Origin of the sequence: Novosphingobium profundi (assembly GCF_018491765.1) — a bacterium.
Lineage (GTDB): Bacteria > Pseudomonadota > Alphaproteobacteria > Sphingomonadales > Sphingomonadaceae > Novosphingobium > Novosphingobium profundi.
In genome coordinates this window covers 96075-120235 of record NZ_JABWCU010000017.1, presented here as the reverse complement: position 1 = coordinate 120235, position 24161 = coordinate 96075, and the positions used below count along the sequence as shown (strand labels likewise).

General features: G+C 65.4%; 27 protein-coding genes. 20 read left to right on the top strand and 7 right to left on the bottom strand.

The window, feature by feature from the left end; translation table 11 throughout:
• Positions 1-13: 13 nt before the first annotated feature.
• From HT136_RS19435 to HT136_RS19415, 5 genes are read left to right on the top strand one after another with little or no spacing between them, the layout of a single operon-like run.
• Entirely contained in the window at positions 14-403 is a 390-nt protein-coding gene (locus HT136_RS19435; protein WP_214201488.1) for a response regulator, read from the top strand.
• A gap of 4 nt (positions 404-407) precedes the next feature.
• Positions 408-938, top strand: coding sequence for a chemotaxis protein CheD (locus HT136_RS19430; RefSeq protein WP_214201487.1), 531 nt, complete (start codon positions 408-410; stop codon positions 936-938).
• A 14-nt stretch (positions 939-952) separates the two neighbouring features.
• Positions 953-1243, top strand: coding sequence for a hypothetical protein (locus tag HT136_RS19425; protein ID WP_214201486.1), 291 nt, complete (start codon positions 953-955; stop codon positions 1241-1243).
• Between the two features lie 26 nt (positions 1244-1269).
• Complete coding sequence (locus tag HT136_RS19420) at positions 1270-2124, top strand: flagellar motor protein MotB (protein ID WP_214201485.1); 855 nt, start codon at positions 1270-1272, stop codon at positions 2122-2124.
• 38 nt (positions 2125-2162) lie between these two features.
• Entirely contained in the window at positions 2163-2600 is a 438-nt protein-coding gene (locus tag HT136_RS19415; protein ID WP_246543926.1) for a hypothetical protein, read from the top strand.
• An 85-nt stretch (positions 2601-2685) separates the two neighbouring features.
• On the opposite strand, the gene fliP is transcribed toward HT136_RS19415, so the two are convergent.
• Genes fliP through HT136_RS19400 form a run of 3 tightly spaced genes read right to left on the bottom strand, consistent with a single transcriptional unit; the run spans position 2686 to position 4042 of the window.
• Positions 2686-3387 (bottom strand): flagellar type III secretion system pore protein FliP, encoded by a 702-nt coding sequence (fliP, locus tag HT136_RS19410; protein WP_425516906.1) that lies wholly within the window; start codon positions 3385-3387, stop codon positions 2686-2688.
• 55 nt (positions 3388-3442) lie between these two features.
• Positions 3443-3805: a flagellar biosynthetic protein FliO gene (locus HT136_RS19405; RefSeq protein WP_214201483.1), complete on the bottom strand. Its 363-nt coding sequence runs from the start codon at positions 3803-3805 to the stop codon at positions 3443-3445.
• Between the two features lie 3 nt (positions 3806-3808).
• Positions 3809-4042 (bottom strand): FliM/FliN family flagellar motor switch protein, encoded by a 234-nt coding sequence (locus HT136_RS19400; RefSeq protein WP_214201482.1) that lies wholly within the window; start codon positions 4040-4042, stop codon positions 3809-3811.
• 111 nt (positions 4043-4153) lie between these two features.
• Here HT136_RS19400 and flgC point away from each other — a divergent pair, with 111 nt between their 5' ends.
• From flgC to HT136_RS19360, 8 genes are all read left to right on the top strand, one after another.
• Entirely contained in the window at positions 4154-4561 is a 408-nt protein-coding gene (flgC, locus tag HT136_RS19395; RefSeq protein WP_214201481.1) for a flagellar basal body rod protein FlgC, read from the top strand.
• 13 nt (positions 4562-4574) lie between these two features.
• Complete coding sequence (fliE, locus tag HT136_RS19390; RefSeq protein WP_214201480.1) at positions 4575-4904, top strand: flagellar hook-basal body complex protein FliE; 330 nt, start codon at positions 4575-4577, stop codon at positions 4902-4904.
• A 33-nt stretch (positions 4905-4937) separates the two neighbouring features.
• The gene (locus HT136_RS19385; RefSeq protein ID WP_214201479.1) at positions 4938-5201 is read left to right on the top strand and encodes a flagellar biosynthetic protein FliQ; all 264 of its coding nucleotides are present in this window, start codon (positions 4938-4940) and stop codon (positions 5199-5201) included.
• Between the two features lie 5 nt (positions 5202-5206).
• Complete coding sequence (fliR, locus tag HT136_RS19380; protein WP_343222248.1) at positions 5207-5977, top strand: flagellar biosynthetic protein FliR; 771 nt, start codon at positions 5207-5209, stop codon at positions 5975-5977.
• A 4-nt stretch (positions 5978-5981) separates the two neighbouring features.
• On the top strand, positions 5982-7052 hold the full coding sequence (gene flhB, locus HT136_RS19375; protein ID WP_214201478.1) for a flagellar biosynthesis protein FlhB: 1071 nt from the start codon (positions 5982-5984) through the stop codon (positions 7050-7052).
• Positions 7053-7118: 66 nt separating this feature from the next.
• Positions 7119-8273, top strand: a complete 1155-nt coding sequence (locus HT136_RS19370) for a flagellar basal body P-ring protein FlgI (RefSeq protein WP_214201477.1) — start codon at positions 7119-7121, stop codon at positions 8271-8273.
• A 2-nt stretch (positions 8274-8275) separates the two neighbouring features.
• The gene (locus HT136_RS19365) at positions 8276-8572 is read left to right on the top strand and encodes a rod-binding protein (RefSeq protein ID WP_214201476.1); all 297 of its coding nucleotides are present in this window, start codon (positions 8276-8278) and stop codon (positions 8570-8572) included.
• Entirely contained in the window at positions 8565-8987 is a 423-nt protein-coding gene (locus tag HT136_RS19360; RefSeq protein WP_214201475.1) for a flagellar biosynthesis protein FlgN, read from the top strand. Before HT136_RS19365 ends, HT136_RS19360 begins: the two co-directional genes overlap by 8 nt.
• A gap of 123 nt (positions 8988-9110) precedes the next feature.
• On the opposite strand, the gene HT136_RS19355 is transcribed toward HT136_RS19360, so the two are convergent.
• From HT136_RS19355 to HT136_RS19340, 4 genes are all read right to left on the bottom strand, one after another.
• Positions 9111-10415 carry a putative bifunctional diguanylate cyclase/phosphodiesterase gene (locus tag HT136_RS19355; RefSeq protein ID WP_214201474.1) on the bottom strand — a complete coding sequence of 435 codons (1305 nt, stop codon included), beginning with the start codon at positions 10413-10415 and terminating at the stop codon, positions 9111-9113.
• A 127-nt stretch (positions 10416-10542) separates the two neighbouring features.
• A complete protein-coding gene (locus tag HT136_RS19350) occupies positions 10543-11586 on the bottom strand; it encodes a helix-turn-helix domain-containing protein (RefSeq protein ID WP_246543925.1) in 1044 nt (347 codons plus the stop codon).
• Between the two features lie 733 nt (positions 11587-12319).
• Positions 12320-12694, bottom strand: coding sequence for a flagellar basal body rod protein FlgB (locus HT136_RS19345; RefSeq protein WP_343222246.1), 375 nt, complete (start codon positions 12692-12694; stop codon positions 12320-12322).
• An 85-nt stretch (positions 12695-12779) separates the two neighbouring features.
• Positions 12780-15491 carry an NHL repeat-containing protein gene (locus tag HT136_RS19340; RefSeq protein ID WP_214201471.1) on the bottom strand — a complete coding sequence of 904 codons (2712 nt, stop codon included), beginning with the start codon at positions 15489-15491 and terminating at the stop codon, positions 12780-12782.
• 99 nt (positions 15492-15590) lie between these two features.
• Here HT136_RS19340 and fliG point away from each other — a divergent pair, with 99 nt between their 5' ends.
• The 7 genes from fliG to HT136_RS19305 all read left to right on the top strand — a co-directional run bounded on the left by fliG (position 15591) and on the right by HT136_RS19305 (position 24156).
• Positions 15591-16625, top strand: a complete 1035-nt coding sequence (gene fliG, locus HT136_RS19335) for a flagellar motor switch protein FliG (RefSeq protein ID WP_214201470.1) — start codon at positions 15591-15593, stop codon at positions 16623-16625.
• Between the two features lie 112 nt (positions 16626-16737).
• Entirely contained in the window at positions 16738-17400 is a 663-nt protein-coding gene (locus HT136_RS19330; RefSeq protein WP_214201469.1) for a FliH/SctL family protein, read from the top strand.
• Positions 17401-17756: 356 nt separating this feature from the next.
• On the top strand, positions 17757-19319 hold the full coding sequence (gene fliF / locus HT136_RS19325; RefSeq protein WP_214201516.1) for a flagellar basal-body MS-ring/collar protein FliF: 1563 nt from the start codon (positions 17757-17759) through the stop codon (positions 19317-19319).
• Between the two features lie 59 nt (positions 19320-19378).
• Entirely contained in the window at positions 19379-19741 is a 363-nt protein-coding gene (gene fliN, locus HT136_RS19320; protein WP_214201468.1) for a flagellar motor switch protein FliN, read from the top strand.
• The gene (locus HT136_RS26540; RefSeq protein WP_214201467.1) at positions 19738-20202 is read left to right on the top strand and encodes a helix-turn-helix domain-containing protein; all 465 of its coding nucleotides are present in this window, start codon (positions 19738-19740) and stop codon (positions 20200-20202) included. The genes fliN and HT136_RS26540 overlap by 4 nt, the downstream gene beginning before the upstream one ends.
• 125 nt (positions 20203-20327) lie before the next feature.
• On the top strand, positions 20328-22421 hold the full coding sequence (gene flhA, locus HT136_RS19310; RefSeq protein WP_214201466.1) for a flagellar biosynthesis protein FlhA: 2094 nt from the start codon (positions 20328-20330) through the stop codon (positions 22419-22421).
• Positions 22422-22509: 88 nt separating this feature from the next.
• Positions 22510-24156 carry a flagellar hook-length control protein FliK gene (locus HT136_RS19305; protein WP_214201465.1) on the top strand — a complete coding sequence of 549 codons (1647 nt, stop codon included), beginning with the start codon at positions 22510-22512 and terminating at the stop codon, positions 24154-24156.
• Positions 24157-24161: the final 5 nt, after the last annotated feature.

Below are 24161 nucleotides of genomic sequence, written 5' to 3'. Positions count from 1 at the left end.
ATGGAGCGGTATAATGCCGGCAGCGTCTGCAATTAAGGTAATGGTGGTCGACGACCAGACGAGTATGCGCGCGATGATCCGTCGTGCGCTGCAGGATCTGGGCTTCAAGGACATCCGGGACAAGCCCTCGGCGGTGGAGGCATTGCCGGCCGTCAAGGCGGACCGTGTCCACCTGATCATCTCGGACTACAACATGCCCGACATGGATGGCCTTCAGTTCCTCGAGGCCGTCCGCGCCGATGGCACCATCGGCAAGACGGTGTTCATCATGCTCACCGGCTCGGCCGACAAGGAAGTCGTCCAGAAGGCGGCGGCGCTCGGGGTCAACAACTACGTGGTCAAGCCTTTCGCGCCCGCCGCGCTGAAGGAAAAGATCGAGCGCGTCTTTGGTGAGCTGACCTAAGGCCATGGCCCGCGTTCCCATTGTCCAGGGCGAACACCATGTCGCCGGTGAGCCAGGGCTGGTCATCTCCACGCTGCTGGGTTCGTGCGTGGCCGCGTGCCTGCACGACCCGGTGGCGAAGTTGGGGGGCATGAACCACTTCCTCCTGGGAGAGCCTGGGGACGACAACCCCGTGCCCAAGGCCGAGATGACGCGCTACGGCATCCACGCGATGGAGCTCTTGATCAACGGCCTGATGAAGCGTGGCGCCCAGCGCTCGCGCCTGCGGGCCCACCTCTACGGCGGGGCCAGCATCGTCGCCAACCTTGGGGACATCGGCCAGCGCAACGGGCTGTTCGCGCGCAAGTTCCTTCAGACCGAAGGGATCGTGCTGGACCGCTGCGAGCTTGGCGGCACGCAAGCGCGCAAAGTCGAGTTCATGCCCTACGAAGGGCGGGTGCGATCCTCGCTCGTGCGCGATGTTCCGCTGCCCCCCGTGGCACCTGTCAAGCCTGTCGTGGAAGCCGAAAGCTCCGGCGAACTCGAATTGTTTTGATGACGGAGACCGAAATGTCGACTGCTCTTGATGATACACCGCGTGACCGGTTGATGACCGCGATCGCGCAAGAAATGCGCCTCGTGTGCGGATTGCTCGAGGAGCTGGCCGGCGTGATCATCGCCGACGAGCGCTTCGTGCTGGACTACGTCGATCAGCTCCAGTCGTTCGACCTCATCGCCCAGCACGTGGACGAGAGCGCGGCGCTTCTCCACCGTCTCGCCGAAGGCCAGGACTTCGGCCATTCGCTGGGGCAGGTTCGCCTGCAGGTCATGCAGGAACGCCTCCGCGCCGTCGTGGGCTGAAGCAAGGTAAGGATACGTAACAGGTCATGTCCTCGGATCGCCCCATTGTCATTCGCAAGGTGCGCAAGGCGGGTCATGCCGCACCGCATGGCGGCGCATGGAAGGTGGCCTATGCCGACTTCGTGACCGCCATGATGGCCTTCTTCATGCTGCTCTGGTTGATGTCGAACCCGGACAAGGAGCGCCTTCGCGGCCTTGCCGACTACTTCACGCCGGTTTCGGACGCGACGGCCGTGCCCAAGTCGCAGAGCAACCAGCCCGGTTCGCAGCCAGGGCAGGGTGGGCACAGCCGCAAGGCGCAGTCCGACGACGCCAAGCCCAAGGGCCAGCCGGCCAGCGAGGCGGGCGCCGAGGGCGTGGCGCGCGGCGGTGAGGCGCGGGTTCCCGAGGCCGCGCTGCGCGTGATGGCGCAGGAAATGCGCCTTGCGCTCGAGAAGCCCGACGATCCGCGCGATGCCGCGCCCAACTACCAGGTCGAGGCGCGCCCCGACGGGTTGCGCATCCATCTCTTCGATACGCCTGCGCGTTCGATGTTCGAAGGCGGAACGGCGCGTCTCAACGGTTTCGCGCGCACGATGCTCACCCGGATCGCCCAAGACCTTGGCAGCACCGGGGGGCAGATCGCGATCGAGGGGCATACCGACGGCGTGGGCGGGCAGAGCGCCAGCAACTGGCAGCTTTCGGCCGACCGGGCGCTGGCCGCGCGCACCGCAATGGTGGGGGCAGGGCTTTCGCTGGACCGTTTCTCGCAGATCGTCGCCAAGGGCGCTACCGACCCGGTCTATCCCGACGATCCCGGTCGCCCCGAGAACCGCCGGATCACGATCATCGTGGACGCCGAGAAATCCGCGTTCCCGCGTGATCCCAGCTTTTCCTTCTGATCGCCTCGGCGCGCATCGACGAGTGAGGACATAGAAACGTGATCAAACGCATCGGGATCGGGGTCGCCCTCCTTCTCATCGGACTTCCCGTCGGTGCCGGCGGGGCCTACGCAGCGCTTCGGTTCTTCCCCGATCTCTTCGAGGGCAAGCTCAAGCATGCCGCGGCCAGTGGCTATGTTCCGGTGGATACCCTGCTGGTCCCGCTTGTCTCCAGGGACGGTCGCTTGGCGGGCTACGTGACGATCGATAGCCAGCTCGAAGTCGCGGCGGACAGCGTGGCAGACGTGCAGGCGCGCCTGCCGTTCTTCCTCAACGCGGTCAACATGCGCGCCTATCGCCGTCCGCTCGCGGCCGGGCCTGACGGGCAGCTTCCCGATCTCGTCGCGTTGCGCGCGCTGCTCGTCGATGCGGCAGTCGAGGTCTACGGCAAGGGCACCGTGCGCAAGGCGATGATCGCGCGGGTTGGGCCGGTCTGAGGCTGCGTCCTTTGATCGCGAAAAGGGCCGCTCCGGATACGCTCCGGGCGGCCCTTTTCGTATGTCGGTAAAGCTGGGTGCCGGCTTAGCCGGCCGCCCCGAAACTTCGGATCAGCGAGCCCGCCACCAGCGCCCAGCCATCGACGAGGACGAAGAAGATGATCTTCATCGGCAGCGAAATCGTCGCGGGTGGCAGCATCATCATGCCCATTGCCATGAGCACGGCGGCAACCGCGAGGTCGATTACCAGGAACGGGAGGAGCAGGAGGAAGCCGATCTCGAAGGCGCGGCGCAGTTCGGAGATCATGAAGGCGGGCATCAGCGTCGTCATCGGGACTTCGGCGCGGGTTTTGGGGGCCTTGTTCGACAGCGACACGAAAAGCTCCAGGTCGCCCTCGCGCACCTGGCCGAGCATGAACTTCTTGAACGGGGCGCTGGCGCGTTCGATCGCGGTGCCTTCGTCGATCTGCCCGGCGTTGTAGGGCACGATCGCCTGGTCCCAGGCTGCGTTGAAGGTCGGCGCCATCACGAAGAAGCTCAGGAACATGGCAAGGCTGATCACCACCGGGTTGGGCGGCACGCCCTGGACGCCGAGGCCCGAACGCAAAAGCGAGAGCGAGACGACGATGCGCGTGAACGAGGTGATCGTCATCAGGATGCCCGGCGCGAGGCTGAGCACCGTCATCATCAGGACGAGCTGGATCACCCGGCCCGAGACCGAGCCTTCGCCCAGCGCGCCGGCGGCCGAAGCGGCCTGTGCCAGGGCGGCGTCCGGAACCAGGAGCAGAGCGCTTCCAGTGGCGAGGCCCGCGAGAAGCGCGAGCGAGGGACGCTTGAAGGAACTAGGCAAGGTTTGCCTCCTTGTCGCCGGCAGGTGCGGCGGATGGGTCACTAGCGACCGGAGAGGGAACGGGGAGGCCCTTGGCGGGATCGAGCTGAACCAGGCCTTCGGGCCCCATGACGAGGCTAAATTCCAGTCCGTCCTGGCGCACCAGAACCAGCGAGCGGCGCGTATCGATCGCGAGACGCTCGACGAGTTCGAGGCGGCGTTCGCGGACCGGACGCCCGAGGCTTCCCGCGAGCTTGGGCAGGATCTCCGATGGGATGCGCAGTTCATAACGCCGGACCGCCCAGAGACCGCCGACAAGCAGGCCCAGGACGAAAAGGAGCGCGCCCAGCGTGCGCAGGATGGAAAGAAAGTCCATCGCTCAGGGCTCGCGCTGGAGGACGCGGGTGATTTCGAGCGACATGAGTTCGCCGTTCACCTGGATCCGGCCTTCCGCGACCAGCTCGTCGTTGACGTAGACGCGGGTGGGATCTTCGTGGTGGCTGTCGAGCGGGATCATCGCGCCGCGGCCCATCTTGAGCACCTGGCGGATGGGCAGGCTGGTCGAGCCCAGGACGATCGAGAGGTCGATGGGTATGCCTTCGAGGACGGACATGTGCGTCTCCTTTCGGGCTCGTTATAGGAAATATTATATAGGAAGAGTCCGGAGCTAGGCAAAAAATGCCTATAGTGAGACTGCCAATGACGGCAGCAGGGAAACTTCCGCATGGAACTGCAGAATTCTATCGATGTCTCGGCGTCCGGGCTGCGCGCCCAGTCGCTGCGCATGCGCGTCATCGCCGAGAACCTGGCGAACGCGGACTCGGTCGCGACCTCCTCCACGAGCGACCCCTATCGCCGCAAGATCGCGACCTTCACCCAGGAGCTCGACCGCTCCACCGGCGCGACCGGGGTTTCGGTCTCCTCGATCGAGAACGACACTTCCGCCTTCGGCCGCGTCTATCAGCCCGGCAGCCCGGCGGCTGACGCCGAGGGCTACGTCGCCCAGCCCAATGTCAATCCGCTGATCGAGGTCGCGGACATGAAGGCGGCACAGCGTTCGTACGAAGCCAATCTCAACGCCATCGAATCCGCGCGCGGCATGACCACGCGCACGATCGACCTGCTCAAGTAAGGACTAGCCAAAGATGACTATCGGTACTCTCGATGCCACCAGCGCCTATGGCCGTGCAATGCAGGTTGCCTCCTCGCTCGAGCCCACCACGTCCGCCAATTCGGCGCTCGGTTCGGAGCAGGCGAGCGGCAGCTTCGCCTCGCTGGTCCAGGGCATGGTCACCGACGCGGCGGGTTCGCTGCGCAGCGCCGAAGCCGCAAGCGCGCGCCAGGTCGCGGGCAAGGGCGACCTGATCGACGTCGTGACCGCCATGGGCGCTGCCGAAACCGCGCTCGACACGGTTGTCTCGGTGCGTGACCGCGTGGTCAGCGCCTATTCCGAAATCATGCGGATGCAGGTCTGAGGACGGGCGGGCCGGCTCGCGGGAGGTACAGCGATGGATCCACATGACGCCATTGAAATCGCCCGCGCCGCACTGGTGCTGGTGCTCACGATCGCGGGCCCGATGCTGGTTGCTGCGCTCATCGTGGGCGTGGCGATCGGCCTCCTGCAGGCCCTGACCCAGGTCCAGGAAATGACCCTGACTTTCGTGCCCAAGATCATCATCATCGGCGCGGTGCTGCTCGTCAGCCTGCCCATGATCGGCCATTCGCTGGCCACGTTCATGGACCGCATTGCCGACGCGATCATCGCGGGCTGACGCAAGTGGACAGCGCGCTCCTCCAGGCCCTGCCGATCGACGCCACGAGCTTTCTCTTGCTGTTCGTGCGGATCGGGGCGGTGCTCATGCTTCTTCCGGCCTTCTCGGACGAATCGGTGCCGCCCCAGATCCGCCTGCTGATGGCGCTCGGCTTTACCGCAGGCCTCTACGGCCTTCTTGAGCCGCGCGTTGCGGGGCTGGCGGGCGATGGTGCGAACCTGCCGATGCTGGTGATTTCCGAAATGCTGGTGGGCCTTGCGCTGGGCACGATCGTCAAGCTGTTGTTCAGCGCGATCGCGATCGCGGGTGCGCTGGCCACGCAGCAGGTCGGTCTGGCCTCGGCGCTGGTCTTCGATCCCTCGCTTGGTGGGCAGACGCCGCTGCTGGCACGCCTGCTGGGCATGGCCGCACTCCTTGTTTGCATGGGGCTGGGCGTGCACCACTTGTGGATCGCCTCGATCATCCATTCCTACGATGTGTTTCCGGTCGGCGGACTGCCGCCGGCGGGCGACTTCGCCGACCTAGCCGTTCACGTCACCGGTCAGGCCATGGGGCTCGGGCTCAGCCTGGCCGCGCCTTTGATCCTCTACGGCGCGCTGTTCAACATCGGCCTGGGGCTGGCCGCGCGCGTGGCGCCCTCGATCCAGGTCTTCTTCATCACCCAGCCGCTCAATCTCCTGCTGGGCCTCGCTGTGCTCGGCGCCTGCGTCGGCACGATCCTGACGACTTTCGCCGCGGCCATGGCCGATTTCATGAATTCGGGCTGGGGGAGCTAGCCTCATGGCGGATACCGATTCCGACCAGAAAACCGAGGAACCAACCGACAAGCGGCTCGAGGATGCGCGCAAGCGCGGCGACGTCGCCATGGCCGCCGAAGTCCGCCACGGCACGATGATGCTGGGCGTTCTGGTCGTCACCGGCTGGCTCGGCGCGAGCGCCTGTTCGGCGTTTCTCACGCTCTTCACCCGACTGTGGGGCGGGGCCGACGGCTACCCGATGACGACCGACACCGCGCAAGGCATGATTGCGGGCGTGATGCTGGCCTGGGCAATGGCCTTGTGGCCGGTGCTCGCGCTGCTCATGCTCTGTGCGATCGGGACCGGCCTGCTCCAGGGCCGCCCGACCCTCAGCTGGTCGCGCATTTCGCCGCGCTGGTCCAAGCTCAACCCGTTTGCCGGCCTGAAGCGTCTGTTCGGCATGCGCGCGCTGGTCGAGTTCGCCAAGACGCTCGCCAAGTTCAGCGCCATCGGCCTTGCCGTCTTTCTCGTGCTGCGCCCCCGGCTCTCCGGCCTAGACCAGATCGTCGGCTATACGCCGGCGGCGGTGGGCTCGGCGGCGGTCACACTGGCTTTCGAGGCGGTGCGCGCGGTGGTCTTCGTGGTCCTGACCCTGGTGATCTTCGATTTCGTCTACCAGCGCCGGGCCTTCATGAAGCGCATGCGCATGACGCTCCAGGAGATCAAGGACGAGTACAAGCAGAGCGAGGGCGATCCCAAGATCAAGGCGCGCATCCGCCAGATCCGCATGGAGCGTGCACGCCGGCGCATGATGGCGGCCGTGCCCACCGCCAGCGTCATCGTCACCAACCCGACGCACTACTCGGTCGCCCTGCGCTATGAACATGGCACGATGGCCGCCCCGGTGGTGGTCGCCAAGGGCGTCGACGCGATCGCCATGCGCATCCGCGAGATCGCGACCGAGGCCAATGTACCGATCGTCGAGAGCCCGCCGCTTGCGCGTGCACTCTACGCCAGCGTCGACATCGATCGGCCGATCCCGGTCGAGCACTACGCCGCCGTCGCCGAGATCATCGGCTACGTGATGCGGCTTTCGAAACGCCGCAAGACGTGACGGCAAAAAGGTGAGGGCGAGGGCCCTCCCGTGCCGCCTGCCCATCCTATAAGGACAGTAATGCAAATGGCTTTCAAACCCAGGTTTCCTGCCCGCCGTCCGAGCCGGGCGCTCGCCCTGGCGCTGGCGCTCGGGCCGGTGACGGGCGCGTTTTCGCCGTTCGCCTCGCCGGCCCTGGCGCAGGCGCAACCTCAGCCGCGCATCAAGGACATCGTCGATGTCGAGAACGTGCGCTCGAACCAGCTGGTCGGCTACGGTCTCGTCGTCGGTCTGCAGGGGACCGGCGACCGCGTACGTAACGTGCCCTTCACCGAAGAGACGTTGCAGTCGATGCTCGAGCGCATGGGGGTGAACATCCGCGGCACGCAGATGCGCACCCAGAACGTTGCCGCCGTCACCGTCACCGCGACGATGCCGCCGTTTGCGCGTGCGGGCTCGACGATGGACGTGCAGGTCTCGGCATTGGGCGATGCGACCAGCCTGCAGGGCGGCATCCTGCTCGTCTCCTCGCTACGCGCGCTGGACGGTGAGATCTACGCCGTTGCGCAAGGTCCCGTGGCGGTGTCGGGCTTCAAGGCGACCGGCGCGGCCGCCAGCCTCAGCCGGGGCGTGATGACAACGGCCCGGATAGCCGGGGGGGCCATCATTGAGCGCGAAGTGCCCTATGCGCTTGCCAGCGCAACGAGCCTCAAGCTCGCACTCAAGAACCCCGACTTCACCACCGCGAAGCGCGTGGCGACGACGATCAACCGGGAGGCGCCCGGTTCGGCCGTCGTGCTCGATCCGGCGACTGTCGAACTGACGCCCTCATCGGGCTCGGTGATCGACCTCGTCACCCGCATCGAGAACCTGACCGTCGCGGTCGACCAGCCCGCGCGCATCGTCATCAACGAGGCGGCCGGCACGGTCGTGATGGGCGCCGACGTGCGCGTGAGCCCGGTCGCGATCGCGCAAGGCGGCCTCACCATCAGCGTGACCGAGACCCCGGTAGCCTCGCAGCCCAATCCGCTCTCCAACGGACAGACCACGACGCTGCCGCGCACGCGCATCCAGGCCAACGACGGCAACGGCGCCTCGCTGGCGATGCTGACCCAGGGCACGTCCCTGCGTTCGCTGGTTTCCGGTCTCAACGCGCTCGGCGTCAGCCCGCGCGATCTCATCACCATCCTGCAGGCGCTGCAAAGCGCAGGTGCCCTGCAGGCCGAAATCACGGTGCAGTAACCATGGCCATTTCCCCGCTTGATTCGATGCCTGCTCGCCAGGTCGTGCCCTCCACCCAGAAGAGCCCCGCCGCAGTCGCGCAAGAGTTCGAAGGCGTCTTCGCCGGGCAGATCACCAAGATCCTCATGGAAACCGTCGAGCAGGACGACAGCTTCTCGGGCGGTCATGGCGAGGAGATGTTCAAGGGCATCCTCGCCGAGCAGATCGGCAACCAGATCGCCAAGGGCAGTGGCCTTGGCATCGCGCCGGCGGTTGAGGCGCAGATCATCCGGCTCCAGGGAGGTGCGGGCAATGCGTGACGAAGTAACGGCCCTGATGGAAGCGCTAGCCTCGGTCATGCGCAAGGAAACCGACGGTCTGCGCGAGCGCGAGCGGGTACGCGACCTGGCCTCTCTCGGCGCGGCCAAGGCGCGGCTGGTCGCCTCGCTCGATGCCGAGGTGACGCGGCGCGATCGGGTCAATCCCGATTGGGTGATGGAACTCGAGCAGGAGGAATGCGACGCGCTCTTCGAGCAGGTCGCGGACTTGCGCGACGCGGCCAAGGCCAACGCCGACGTGCTCCAGCGCCAGATGGAACTCTCGCGCGACATGATGGACGCGATCACACTGGAGGCGATGCGCCTCACGGGCGCGCGCGCCATCATCTACAGCGCGGGCGGCAGCATGGCTGGTCGCGAGCTTACGACGCCGATCTCGGTCAACACCGAGTATTGAGCCACCCGACAGGCACACAAAGAGAACGGCGCGGAAAGGGCAACTTTTCCGCGCCGTTCTCTTTGTGTTTTCGTGTGCGCTTGCTTGTCGCCCTGACGGCCGCGCCGAAGGCGCGGCCGGAGGTTAGCCATTGGATGAGAAATCAGGTGTTTCCAGCAGCTTGTCGCAAGGTTGGGGGTGGCCGAACAGGAAGCCTTGCGCATAGTCGCAGCCCATGTCGGTGAGGCAGCGCGCCTGGGCGGGCGTCTCGATGCCCTCGGCGATGATCGGCAGGTGCAGCCGGTGGCCCAGTTCGATCACCGAGGTCAGCAGCCTCTTCCCCATGTCGCTGTCGCAGGCCCGGGTGAGGGCGCGATCGATCTTGAGGCTGTCGGGAGGGAACTGGGCGAGGCGCTGCAGATTTGCATAGCCGCTGCCGAAGTCGTCGAGCGCGATCTTGATGCCGGCGCTGCGCAGGGCATCGATCGAGCGGCGCGTCGCTTCGGAGTCTTCAGTGCGCTTGTCCTCGGTCACCTCCAGCGTGATCATCCGAGAGGCGATCCCGCTGGCGTCGATCACGGCGAGGAGGCGCGCGACGATGGATTCGCCGTCGAGCTGGTGCGGGCTGAGATTCATGGCGACGTTCACGGGCCCTGGAAGCGACTGCATGTCGCGGCAGGACTGCTCGACCATTGTCAGCAGGAGTTCGTCCATCAGGCCCAGCTCTTCGGCGATGGGCAGGAACGTGTCTGGCAGCAGCAGTCCGTGTTCGGGGTGCTGCCAGCGTGCGAGGGCCTCGTAGCCGGTCACCGTGTTGTGTGCCAGAGAGACGATGGGCTGGTAGTAGGGGTGTACATCGCCATTGCGCAGGGCATCGGGCAACTCGCAGGCCAGAAGGTAGTCGAGACGCGGGGACTGGCTCGCGTCGATCGCGTGGTAGGCACTTTTGCCGCCTGCGCCCTTGCGCGCCTGCGAAAGGGCGATCGAGGCGAGGTCGAGGAACTGCTCGACGGTGCCATCGACGTCGCGGTGGCTGGCAAGGCCGATCGCGGCGCTCAGTCGGATCGCGTTGCCCTTCACCTTGATGGGGATGTCGACCGCAGCCAGGAGCGCCCCGGCAAGTTCTTCGGGCGTGCAGCTGTGCGCGCCGCTGTGAAGGAAGGCGAATTCGTCGCTGCCCAACTGGAACATCGGCACCGAGCCACAGACATGCGCAAGGCGCTTGGCGATCCGTGTGTGCAGAGCGCTTCCGGAGGCGTGACCATAGATGCGATTGATGCGCTTGAATTTGTGGAGGTCGAGCAGGAGAAGCGTCGTGCATCCTACTTTCGGCGAACCGTCACGCAGGCGCTCCAACGTCTTGCGCAGTTCGTCGAGCGCCGTGGGATAGCCTAGACGCGCGCGTTCGGCGTGCTCGCAACAGGACCTTGCCGATTGCTGAACGGGCATCGCGCTCCAAGTCGCCGGGGCTCTGTTTCGCGTGCGCATCGTTGAGACAACCGATTATTTAGATAGATCCTGTCTCGTATTATAGGAAGCTGGCCCTGCGGAGCGGGCAGATCTCCTCCCTTTTTACTCATTCGAAGATGGCGGCAACCACGCTGGCAACACGTTCGGGGTCGAGCTCGTCGATGACGACTTCGTAGTCGGGCAGTTGTCCAAATCCGATCGTGCGGCCCTGGCGGTCCACGGTGATCGAGACGGCGCGCAGCGATCCGTCCGCCTGCTCGATGATGCCGAGCCCTCCGGCGGCGGGAAAACGATCGGGATCGACGATCAGGGTCGCGCGTCCGGGCATTCCGGGGCCCAGAGTCGGGCGGCAGATGCGCAAACCGTAGGCGCGCGAACCGGCCGAGGTCGGGGCCTCGACGAAGGCTCCCGTCGGATGAAGGGCGATCAGTCCGTCGGGCAGCGGAGAGCCGAAGATGGGAACAAGGCGCGGCATGCCGCTACGCGGCGGCGGCGGTGCACCGGCGGTTTCGCCGTCAGACGCGGCGCCCGCAAGTTCTTGTGAAGGGGCGCTTTCCTCCAGCCCCTGGGCCGCTCCCACGGGCGTGAGCACCCGCGACAATTCGGTGCGCAGCGCTGCGACACGCTCGCGCGTTTTTTCGATGCGCAGCGCCGGAGTGGCGATCTGCGGGAGAATTGTGTCGAAAGTGCCCGTGGCAAAGGCATTGTCCGCGAACTGATAGGTTGCCGCATCGTCGTCCGTGCCCAGCAATTGGCGCACACCTTGGCGCACGTCCTCGTTCCAGCGCTCGAACGGCTTTTGCGCGTTCTCGATGCGCGAGAGGATGACGGGCGCAATGCCGTAGCGTTCCTCGATCGCTGCGATGGTGAGGTCGTGGTCGGCGGCACGGCGGGCGCGAACAGCTGCGGCGATCAGCACGGCCATGCGATCGGACTTGGGATTGACAGGTTCCGGACCCACGATGCGCGTGGCCCATTCGGCGATGTCGAAGCCGGGGGCATCGATGTCGACGAGCAGGTCCTGCGCATCGACGTCGAGGGCCTGGGCGATGTCTTTCAGTTCCTTGGTCCGCGCGAAGACTTCGCCGCGCTCGATCTTGGACAGGCGGATATAAGTCAGCTTGGGGAGACGTTCTGAAAGTTGCAGCAAGGAAGCCAGTCCTTGTGCCTTGCGCAATTCGCGAACATTGTTTGGAAAAACAAAGGATCGCCAGCTGTCTATATCTATCGTGGCCAACCGAAATCTCCGTAACATGCTGAAATGCCTTCAACTGGGCATTTCGGCGTCCTCCCGAATTCAAGAACTGATATAGTATGAATTATACCTATTTATCCTTGAATTTGTCAAACTAACTAAAGGATTGATCCTACTCAATATTAAATTGCGGAACCGGCATTCCAATGGGTGGCCGATCCCGGATTCGGCGTGCACATCGCAGATACCCGCGCCCGACCGCGTTCGTCGGACCCGGCATGGCATCGTTCCATGGGGCCTGCATATCTATATGTGTCGCAGCCATCTGAATTTACGCTGAAGCGTTGGGGAGTGTCGCGCTCCTTCAACGCCGGTATGAATTCCGTTGCGATTGGTCATAACCCGTTAACCAGCACTTGCAAGTATTTACTGGTGACTGACATATTTTTGAATAAAGGCTGGTAATGATGATGGAATCGCGAAGGCCGGGCGAACCCGGCCTCAAGAAAAGAATTATTGGATGATCGGTTCCCGGTCATTTGGAAATGCAAACGAATGTAATAATTCAAGAACAGGAGGGGGCGCGAGCAGTCCGCCACGAGGCGAGGCGCGCGCGCAATTTGGATCTGGTCGCCTCGGCCCTGGCCTGTTTTCCGCAAGGCCTTTCATGGCCCCGCAGATAAAGCTGTCAGCCCTGACCCAGGGCAACGCGCAGAAGGCTCATCTGCTTGCGGTAAAGATTGGTGACCGTGCTGTAATCGGTTTGAACCTGGCCGAGCGTGAGGAGCTGGTCTTCAAGCGTCACGTTATTACCGTCGGGCTTGGTCTCGCTGGTGTCGCTGTCGAGCACGATGCCCCCGCTGCCGTCCGTCGGTTGTGCTCCGAGCGCGACCATCGTCGAGGACAAGGTCACGCGCGGACGCGAGACCCGCGGCGTACCGTTGTCGCCGCCGTAGGCCGCGAGCAGCGCTGAAAAATCCTCCGGAGCGACCGTGCGCGCCTTGTAGCCGGCGGTTTCACCGTTTGCGATGTTCTCGGCGATGACCCGCTGATGCTGGGACATGCCCTTCATTGCCGCGGCCATGCTCTCGAAAAGGGGAGGGAGTGTAGACATGATCGGAATTCCGCAAAAAAGAAGGAGGGGGGCCTTAGCTTGTCAGCCGGTCGAGCGCGGCCTGGTAGCTGGCGAGCCTGGACTGCTGATAAGCCGAGCCGCTGCTGGTGATGAGCGAGGTTCCATCGACCTTCGCGGCCTTGTTGTCGTCCCAGTAGAGCGAGCGGTAGGCCGACTGGATCATCGACAGCGCCGACTTGATCGAGCTGAGCGCCTGCGAGGCGAGCGTCTCCGAGCTCAGCGAAAGCGACTGGGAGAGGGCCAGGCTGAAGGTTCCGCCCGGGGTCACCAGTGTCTCGTCGTCGTCCGAAACGGTCGACGTGATCAGCTTGCCGGCGCTGATGCCCAGTTTCGCCAGCGCATCCTTGCCGCTCGCGCCTGAACTCAGCTCGATCGTGCTGCCGGCGGCCGCGGTAATCTTGAGCGTGGTCTGGCCATCGACGAGCGAGGTCGAGACCGTGGCCGAGGTGCCGGTGATGCGGCGGATCTTGCGCGCCAGGCTCGACATCGTCTCGCCTTCCTCGATCGTGATCGTGCGCACCGAGCCGTCGTCGACGGTGATGCCGAACTCGTCCCCCACCCGCAGGCTCGTCTGCGAGACGAGCGAGCTCGAGGTCTGCTGGTTGATCGTACCCCGGCTGAGGCCGAGCGCGCCGAGCGCGGTGTCCCCGCCGCTGACGGCCGAGACCTGCACCGGCTCGAACGTCGAGGCGACAAGTCCGAACTGGGATACGGTACCCAGAGTGCCGGTGGCCGCGTCGATCTTGGCGACAAAGCCGTCGGTCGTGCCCGCACGCGTTCCCTCGAGCGTGCCGGTCGTGCGACCCCCGACGTAGAGCGATCCGTTGAGCCAGGCGACGCTGTCGGCCTGGTCGTCGTCGGTGGTGCCGATGTAGGTTGTCGTGGCCGAGGAGAAGTCGGCGGAGAGCACCGTTGCGAAGGCGTCGCGCCCACCAGTCAGCGCGTTGGCCTGAGTACCCGCGATGGCCTGGGTGGTGGCGCCGACGACGGCGATCTGCCCATCGTCGGATACCGCGATTGCGCGGGCGTCCGCGGTTCCAAGTGTGAAGGAGCCCAGTTCGTTGGAGATGTCCGAGCTGTCGAGTTGGCGCAGCGTCGATACGCCGCTCTCGCGCGTCAGGACGAGAATGTTGCCCGAACTGTCGACTTCGAGCGCGGTGATCGTGTCGATGCCGCCGCTGTCGATCGTGCGGCGCTGTTCGAGCGTGCCGGTTGCACTCAGCTTGGCGATGAAGGCGTCGCCCGTCGACGTGCGACCACCGACATAGATGCTTCCGTCGTCGCCCACGGTCACCGCCGTTGCGGTTTCGTCGCCAACCCGGCGGATCGCGGTGCTCGAAAGTTCGGCGCCGCTCGTGTCGAAGCGGGTCACCAGAATGTCGGTCTCGTCGTCGTCGCTGTTGCTGAACGCGCCGCTGACGGTGCCCGCCACGACGATCTCGCCGCTGTCGGTGAGGGTGATCGCTGCGCCTTCGGCCGAGCCGGCCGCGCCCAGGCTACGCTGCCAGACCACGTTGCCTTCGCTGTCGATCTTGGTGAGGTAGAGGTCTTCCTCGCCATCGGAGAGGCTCGAGCCCACATCGCCGGTGGTCGTGCCGACGATGTAGCTGAAGCCTTCGGCGTCGGTGACGATGGCGCTGGCTTCGGATTCGGCGGCGACCGAATAATCGGTGCCGTCGTCGGGATCGTAGTCCTCGTCGGCCTTGGCTTCGGCTTCTGCGCGTTCGGTGGCCATGGCATCGATGCCCGCGATCGAACCGAGGCGCTCCCAGTCGAGCGTGCCGTCGAGATTGGTAATGCGGTAGACTTCGGCGTCGCTGGTCGAGGACTTGCGCGTCTCGCCCGCCGCGACGATCAGTGCATCCTGGCTGCCGACCTGGTCGATGGCGACGCTTTCCACGCCCTTGGGATTGAAGACCAGCCCCCATTCGCCCTCGTCGTTGTATTCGACGGTGAAATTCGATTTCCAGTAGCTGACCGGATCGCCGTTCTCATCGACTACCGGATTGCCCGAGGCGTCGGTTTCCTGCGAGGCGCCGATCGCGGCGTTGAAGGCTTCTGCCACCGAATCGAGCGTCGGCGGCTGCGTCGTCTGCGAGAGGTCGACCGTGACGACTTCGGTGGTGGTGCCCTTGGTAAGCGTGAACTGGAACACTTCCGATCCGGTCAGCCCCTCGATCGCGGCGTCGCGTTTGACCGAAACACCCTGACCTTCGACCGAGCCGGTGACGTCGACGGCATCGATCGCAACCGTTTTCACGCTGCTCGTCGGCTTGCCGAAGTTGAGCGTGAGCATGTCGGTGTCGACCGAGCTCATGTAGTCCTGCAGGTCCTCGAGACCCTGGGCGAAGATTGCGGCGAGCTTGGCGCGCTCGGTTGCGGTCGTGCTCGAATCCGCGGCGCTCTCGGCAATTGTCTGGAGTTTGTCGAGCGTGTTGTAGATCGTGAAGGCGGCCTGCACGTCGGGCAGGTCCTCGAGGTCGCTCTCGGCGTCCGGATCGACCAGCGAGAGCAGCTTCTTGATCGCCGAGATCTGCGCGCTCATCGAGCTGGTGTCTTCGTCCTCCTTCCAGGGCGGTGTCGTCTCGGGAAGCGTGAAGGCTTCCTTCGCCTTGGTCACGGCGGCGCTTTCGCTCGAGCTCAGCGAGGAGGTCGCGCTCGTGTAGGCGCTCGTGCCACCCAGAATGGACAGGCCGATCAGGCCGTTGTTCAAATTAATTGTCATTTGTGCCTCGCGCTAAGCTTCGGGGTGGCGTTCATCCTATAAGATAGAAGAGAGCGGGCCGGGTCGGTTCTGCGCAGGCACTTTTTTGAGGACTGAGAGATGAGCACAGGTGGCGCGGTTGTCGAACCGCCTGAATTGAAGAAATTCACGGGAATGCAGCGTGCGGCAGCCATGATGCTGGCGCTCGGGCAGCAGCATGGCGCCCCGATCTGGGACCAGCTTACGAACGAGGAGATCAAGGAACTCTCGGCGGCCATCGCGCAGCTCGGCCGGGTTCCCACGGTCGTCATCGAATTCCTGATGGTCGAATTCACCAGCGCGGTCTCGAGTATGTCGGCGCTGCACGGCTCGTTCGAAAGCACCGAGCGCTTGCTCGAATCGCTGATGCCTTCCGACAAGGTCAAGGAGATCATGGAGGACATTCGCGGTCCCTCGGGCCGCACGATGTGGGACAAGCTCTCCAACGTCAGCGAGGCGGTGCTCGCGGGCTACCTCAAGAACGAATACCCGCAGACGATCGCGGTCATTCTCAACAAGTTGCGCCCCGACCATGCCGCGCGCGTGCTCTCGGAGCTGCCGCAGGAACTGGGCATCGACGTGATCATGCGCATGCTGCGCATGGAAACGGTGCAGAAGGACGTGCTCCAGCACGTCGAGCAGACCCTGAAGTCGGAGTTCATGACCAATTTCTCGCGCACGCAGCGGCGCGACACGCACGAGAGCATGGCCGAACTCTTCAACGCGCTCGACCGTACGACCGAGGAGGCGATGCTGGCCGCGCTCGACGAGAAGGCGCCGGAATCGGCCACTCGCATCCGCGCGCTGATGTTCACCTTCGAGGATCTCGCCAATCTCCTGCCCGCCGCGATCCAGACCCTGGTGCGCGCGAGCAACAAGCGCGACCTGGCGCTGGCGCTGAAGGGCGCGCCGGAAGAAACGCGCAAGGTCTTCTTCAAGGTCATGACCGAGCGTGCTGCCAAGCTCATGCGCGACGACATGTCGGCAATGGGGCCGGTGCGCGCGCGCGACTGCGAGGAAGCGCAGGGCACGCTGGTGCGCCTCGCCAAGACCCTTGCCGATCAGGGCGAGATCGTCCTGGTCGACCCCAAGAGCGACGATGCGATGATTTTCTGATGACGGGCACGACGGGACAATCGGTGCAGAGGACAGGCTGCGTGGTTGACAGGTGGTGCGCACGAGGACATCCCATGACCAAGTATAGGATAAGGCCATGATGGAGGCAGCCATGCCCATTCAGCCATTCGGATTTGACCGGGTGTTTCATTTCAGCCCGGCCGAGGAACCTGCACGCGTTCCCGACAAGGACGACGGGTTCGACCGTACCGGTGAACTCGAAGCCCGCCTCGCCCGTCTCGAGGAAGAGCACCGTAGCGAACTGACCCGGGTTCGCAGCGAAGCGTTCGAGGCCGGTCTCGACGAAGCCCGGCGCGAGCGCGATGCCGCCGTGCTGGCGTCGTCCGATGCGCTCAACGCCGCTCTCGACGACTTGCGCCGCGAGTTCTCGGGCGTATCGACCCAGATCGCCCAGGATGCCGCGACCGTCGCCTACGAGGCCGCGCGCATGCTGGCCGGCCACGCGACCGCGCTCGATCCGGGCAAGCCCGTGGCCGAAGCGCTGGAGCGCGCGCTTTCGCAAGTGGCGCGTGGGACCGGGCTGGTCCTCAAGGTAAACCCCGCCTTGCGCGAAGACCTGGAATCGCGCCTGCGCCAACGCCATCCGCACGAGCTGGAGGACCTCTCGATCGCGCTCGTCGATGATCCCAGCCTGGCTCTGGGGGATGCGCGGATCGACTGGACCGGAGGAGGTCTCGGGGTGGATGCGAAGGCGCGCCAGAAGGCCGTCCTCGCCGAGCTCGAGGGACTTCTCGGAAAAGGGCTCGAGGCCTAGCCGAGCCTTCGTGCCAAGAGTTGGTCCGAAAGCCCCGTACCGATCCCGGTGCGGGGCTTTTTCATGCACTGTCCGTTGTGCGTTTCAGGGCCCCGGCAGAGGCATTATTTGCCCGTCATATCGTGAGCGGCGCGGCAAAAGGCGCGCAATCATGCCGGTTTTGCCGCGCGCAGCGGCGCTCGAATACAGGATTGTACCTTCCGACGTGAAAGTTTTGCGAGGCGCGGCAAGAATTGCCTAGTGTCATCCTATAATGTCGGTGGCGGAGCTCTGAAGTCCCGCGGGTTTACCGAGAGGCAATCTTGATCGCGTTGCGAAAATTTCTAGAGCAGATCGGGCTGCGCCGGGCGCTGCTGATGGGTGGCATTGCCGTTGCCTTGCTGGCAGGGCTGGGCTGGCTGGCGTTCCGAACGCCCGAGCCGAGCATGGGCTACCTCTACACCGATCTCGACCCGACTGCGGCGCAGTCGATCACCGAGAAGCTCAGCGGGCAGGGGGTGCCCTTCCAGCTTTCGGCCGACGGCAGCGCGATCATGGCGCCCGTCGACCGGTTGGCAGAGCTGCGCATGTCGCTGGCCTCCGAACAGCTGGGCGGCAAGATCGGGTACGAAGTGCTCGACGAGGAAGAGCCGTTCGGGGTGTCCTCCTCGCGCGCGCGCCTCAACGAGACCCGCGCGGTCGAAGGCGAACTGGCCAAGTCGATCGAGAGCATCGACCGGATCAGCCGCGCGCGGGTCCACGTGGTGATGCCCGAACGCGCTCTGTTCGAGACCGAGCGCCGCAAGGCAAGCGCGGCAATCACGGTCAAGACGACGGGGCGCATCCCGGCCGAGACGGTCGATGCGATCCGCTACCTGGTCTCCTCCGCGGTGCCCGATCTCGCGCCCGAAGCCGTCTCGATCGTCGACCAGAACGGCGCTCTGCTGGCTCGCTCGGGCGACGAGGGGGCAGGTTCGATGGGCGACCTCGACGAACGCAAGGGCCAGATCGAGGACCGGCTGCGCGGCGAGATCGAGGCCATGATCGAGCCGATCGTGGGGCGCGGCAAGGTGCGCGCGCAAGTCGCCGCCGACCTCAATCGCGACCAGACGCGCAAGGAATCCGAAGTCTTCGATCCCGACACCCAGGTCATCGCGCACCAGGTGACGGTGGAATCGAACGACCAGAACGACGAGAATTCGGCCGCGGCGCAAGGCGTGACGGTGGGCGCACAGCTTCCCGACGCCCAGGGCAACGCCAACGGCAATGGCGGGGATCGCCGTCGCTCGGCGAAGAACGAGACCTCCGAAGACACTACCTACCAGAACAGCCGCACGACCACTGTTTCGGTCGGCTCGCCCGGCGAGATCAGCCGCCTGACCGTTGCGGTCATGGTCGACGGCGGAAAGAACGGCCTTCCGCAGGGCGAGATGCAGCGCCTGCAGCGCCTCGTCGAGAACGCGGTGGGCTTCAATGCCGAACGCGGGGACAGCGTGGTCGTCGAGAACATGGCCTTCACCGCGCCGACGGACTTCGACGATGCACAGGGCGGTCTGCCCTTCGGGATCACCCCCGAGCGCATCTTCGACATTCTCAAGATCCTGCTTGTCGGCGGCATCGTCCTCTTCGGCCTGCGCATGCTCAAGCCCAAGCTGTTCGATACGCCGGTGCTCGAAGGCATCGTCGAGGAGAACCCCGCGCTGCCGCTCGACGCCGAGACCATCGAACTGACCGGCCGCGCGGCCGACGGCGACGAGGAGGCCATGCGCGAACTCGAGGAGCGGCGAAGTGCCTCGGGAGAGCACAGGCTCGACCAGGACATCGCGATTGCCCAGGTCGACGGCCACATCAAGCTTTCCGCGCTGCGCCGCATCGGTGACGCCGTGGTGAAGAACCCCGCAGAATCGACCTCCGTGATCCGCCAGTGGATGAACGGCTAGGACGTCGCGGAATCAGACACGTCGCATAGAAACAAGTCGAAATGACCAAGGGTGTCGAAATGACAGAAGAAAAGAAGGAAGAGGTCTCGCGCCAGCTTGCGCCGGCCCAGTTCGCGGGCAGCGGTCCCGAGGACGAGAACGCGCGGACCTGGAATGCCAAGCCCGCGACCCCGCCCACGCCGAGTGATCTCGAGGCGGTCTACGACGTTCCGGTGAAGGTCCAGGCCGTGCTCGGCCGCTCGCGCATGGACATCGGCGAACTGCTGCGGCTGGCCCCGGGCGTGGTGGTCGAACTCGACCGCCGCGTGGGCGAGCCGGTCGACATCTTCGTCAACAACCGGCTGATTGCACGTGGCGAAGTGGTGCTGATCGACAATACCCTGGGCATCACCCTGACCGAGATCGTGAGACAGGACGGATGAGCGCGCTCCCGGACACGACCCCTTGCGCGTCGCTTGTCCTCTTGGGGGAATTGGGGGACGCGATGGGGGTCGCGGTGGAAATGGTGCGCGGACAGGAGGCGACGATCTCGATCGGGCGTCCCCAGTGCGAGACCTGCCGCTTCTTCCGGATCGACGCCAATGACCCGGTTTACGTCAACATGTCGGTGAACGTGCCCGATGTCGTGGCGCGGCTGCGCGGGGAAGGGCTGGCGGACGACGCGATGACCATTCCCGATTTCGAGCAGGCGGTTGCCGCGCTGGTCGGATCGCGGGTGACGGACGTCGAACGCGAGCTGATCCTCAAGACCCTCGACCATTGCGACGGCAACCGCACCAATGCGGCGACGATGCTGGGCATTTCGATCCGCACGATGCGCAACAAGTTGCGCGCCTTCGTGGCCGACGGCTCGTTCGATGCCTGCAAGTTGCTGCGCAACTGAGACGAACTTTGCATCGCGGACGGTGGCGGTGAAGGCACCGCCACCCCGCCGGGACAGGCGCGCGCGCAGGGCCGCCCGATCGCGTCCCACTCGCGCCGCGCCGCCCCCATCGGGATGACTTACTCATGACTGCCTATCTGAGCCAACTCGAACGGATCCTGGCGCGCATGGGCGCCGGCCGCGACCTCGCGCTGGCGCTGGCGGTCTGCGGCATCATCGCGATGCTCCTGCTGCCCATGCCGGGATGGCTGCTCGACATGGGGCTGGCACTCTCGATCACCGCCTCGGTGCTGATCCTGATGACCGCGCTGTTCATCGAGAAGCCGCTCCAGCTCTCCAGTTTTCCCACGATCCTGCTGATCGTGACGATGCTCCGCCTGGGCCTCAACCTGGCCTCGACGCGCCTGATCCTTGGCCACGGGCACGAGGGACAGAATGCCGCCGGCGGTGTCATCGGCGCCTTTGGCGAGATGCTGATGGGCGGCGAGACCGTCATCGGCCTCACCATCTTCATCATCCTCATCGTCATCAACTTCGTGGTCATTACCAAGGGTGCGGGTCGCATCGCCGAAGTGGCGGCGCGCTTCAGCCTCGATGCGATGCCCGGCAAGCAGATGGCGATCGATGCCGATCTGAACGCGGGCACCATTTCGGAGGCGCAGGCGCGCGAGCGCCGCGCCGAGATCGAGGCCGAAAGCGGCTTTTACGGCGCGATGGACGGTGCCTCGAAGTTCGTGAAGGGCGATGCCATCGCGGGCCTGATGATCACCGCGATCAACGTTATCGTGGGCCTCATCATCGGTGTCGTGATCCACGGCGTTCCCTTCGGCGAAGCCTTCCACACGTACACCATTCTGACCGTCGGCGACGGCCTCGTCAGCCAGATCCCGGCGCTGATCGTCTCGACCGCGGCGGGCCTGCTGGTTTCCAAGGGGGGTGTCACCGGCAAGACCGGAGCGGCGCTGGGCGAACAGCTGGGGCGTTATCCTAAGGCCTTCGGCATCGTCGCGGTGCTCATGGGCATCCTGGCGCTGGTGCCCGGCCTGCCCTTCGTGCCTTTTGCGCTGCTGGCGGGGCTGTGCGGAACGCTGGCCTGGAACATGACCCAGAAGGCCAAGGCGGAAACCGCGCGCGCGGCGATGGAAGAAGCGGCCGCGCAGCGCCGCGAGAACGCCGAGGTCGAGGAGCCGATCGCACGCACGCTGGCGATCGACGCCGTCCGCATCGAAATTGGCTACGGGCTTCTCCCGCTGATCAACGACGCCAGCGCCGAGCCACGCCTCGACCACCAGGTGCGCGCGCTGCGCAAGCAGATGGCGACCGATTATGGCTTCGTGTTGCCCTCGGTACGCATTCTCGACAACATGGCCCTGAAGCCCAACGAATACGTGGTCTTCGTCAAGGAAACCGAGATCGCGCGCGGCGACTTGCGCATCGGCAAGCTGCTGGTGATCAATGGCTCGGGCCAGGAAATCGGGCTGCGCGGCGAGCGCACGCAGGAGCCGGTGTTCAAGCTGCCCGCCGTGTGGATCGATCGCGACATGCGCGAGGAGGCGAACTTCCGCGGCTTCACCGTGGTCGACTGCGGCACGGTGGTGACGACCCATCTGACCGAGATCGTCAAGGACAACATCGCCGACCTGCTTTCGTACAGCGAGACGCAGAAGCTGCTGAACGAGGTGCACAAGGAAGCCGAGAAGCTGATTTCGGACATCATCCCGTCCAAGATCTCGATCTCGGGTGTGCAGCGCGTTCTCCAGAATCTCCTGTCCGAGAACGTCTCGATCCGCGACATCCCCACGATCCTCGAGGGCATCGCCGAGGCAACCGCGCTCAGCGGCAACATCATGCTGATCACCGAGCACGTGCGTGCGCGCCTCTCGCGCCAGATTTCGGCGCAGCAGACCCACGATGGCGCGATCCCGGTGGTCTCGCTCGGCGGGCAATGGGACGAGGCCTTCGCCGAGGCGATCGTCGGCCAGGGCGAGGAACGCCAGTTGGCGATGGCGCCCTCGCAGTTGCAGAGCTTCATCACCAGCGTGCGCGAGGCCTATGACCGGCTGGCGCAACAGGGTGAGATCCCGTGCCTGCTGACAAGCCCGGCGCAGCGTCCCTTCGTGCGCTCGATCATCGAGCGCGTGCGGCCGGCCACGGTCGTGCTCTCGCAGAACGAAATTCACCCGCGCGTGCGCCTGCGCACCCTGGGCACGATCAGCTGAACGTGATCGCGGGCCGGCTCGACCGGAAATTGCGGGCGCCCTCTATAATGAAACGTGGCCTCTCCAGGCTGGTACGAGGTATGCAAGAATGACCACATCGATGAGCGTCGTGGCGCTGGTGCCGACCGTGTCGACGGGCAAGGCCGCTGGGGCCTCGACGACCGCAAGCGGATCGCAGGGCGCTGCGACGACCAATACGGCAGGTGAGATTGCGGATGGCTTCGCCGGCCTCGTCGGCGCGCAAGGCAAATCCGACGCGGCGACTGGCGCATCCGAGAACGCGCAAGGATCTGCGCAGGCGGGAGCGCCCGCGCAGATCCTTGCGGCGGATACCAAGGCACTTGCGGCGCTCGAACAGGCCGCCGTGCGCGCCGGTCCCGCAGCCGACGCCGAGCCGACCGACGCGACCCCGGCCCCGCCCGAAGATGGCACCTCTGCGCTGCCGGTATCGCCGGAGCTGTCGGACGAAGCGCTCGCGACGAACCTCGCGCAGGATGGCGTGTCGCCGGTTCCGTTCGAGGGGCAGGCTGCGACGGGCGATGAAGCGCGCGCCGTGCCGGCGGGTGAAGATCTTGCGGAGGTTTCCGAGGCCGTCGTGTCCGAAGCGAAGATCCCGGCGGGCAACTCCGCGCAGCCGAACGTGAGCGCACAGGATGCGGCGACGATGCAGGTCGCCGTGACAGCGGTTCCGGGCGGCAAGGTCAAGTCGCCGGCTGGCGAAGGCGATGCCACCACGAAGGCCGATGATGGCGACGACACCAGCGCGGCCGGAGGGCTCCAGCAGCTCGCTTCGTTGCCGGGGGACGTGCCGCTTGCGGCGCCGGACACGATGCCGAGCGCAGTCCCGGTTCCGGCGATGGTCGCCGTCGCGGTGCAGGACGTGGGCCAGTCCGGAGCGCTCGACGGTGCAGGCGAGGCAACCACTTCCGGCAATGGCGCGGCATCGAGCCGTGCCTCGCGCGCCGAAGCCAAGGTACTTTCGGCGGACACCGGTGCCACGGGCAAGCTGGCCGTGGCCGACCAGGACCTGCACACGGTGCAGGCGACGACGCACGAAGGCACGTCTTCGGCTGACGAGGGCAAGCCCTTCGAGCGTAGTCTCGCGTCGATCGGCACCGGCAGCACGAGCGCGAACACCGTTGCTGAAGCCGGTGCGCCGCGCGCCGATGCCAACGCGCCCACCGGCGCGTGGTTGAGCCAGACAATGGCACCGATCGGCACGCGCCCCTCGGCCTTGCCCTATGCCGCCAACGCGCAGTCGAGCACCACGTCCTCGGCTGACGTGCAGGTGCGCGAGGGGCAGTTCGGAACGGACATGGGCGTCGAAATCGCGCGCGCGCTGGGGGCGGGCAGCGACGACTTGCTGATCAAGCTCGATCCGCGTCATCTGGGGCGCATCGACGTGCGCCTCTCGTTCGACCATGCCGGGGTGCTGCGCGCGACGATGTCGGCCGACAGCACCGGTGCGGCCGACATGTTGCGGCGTGAGAGCGGCGATCTCGTGCGCTCGCTGGCGGATGCGGGAATTCGCGCGGACGGGCAGTCGCTGCGCTTCGATACACGCGCAGGGGGGCAGTCGGGGCAGGGCGCGGGCCAGGGATGGTCCGGGTCGCAAGGCTCGTCCGACCAGCGTGGAAGTGGCGGCCAGGGTCAGTCCCAGGGCCGCTTTGCGGGACGCGACGAACCCGTCTACCGGTCGCTGGGTGCCAGCGGCCATGTCGACCTAATAGCATAAGGCAG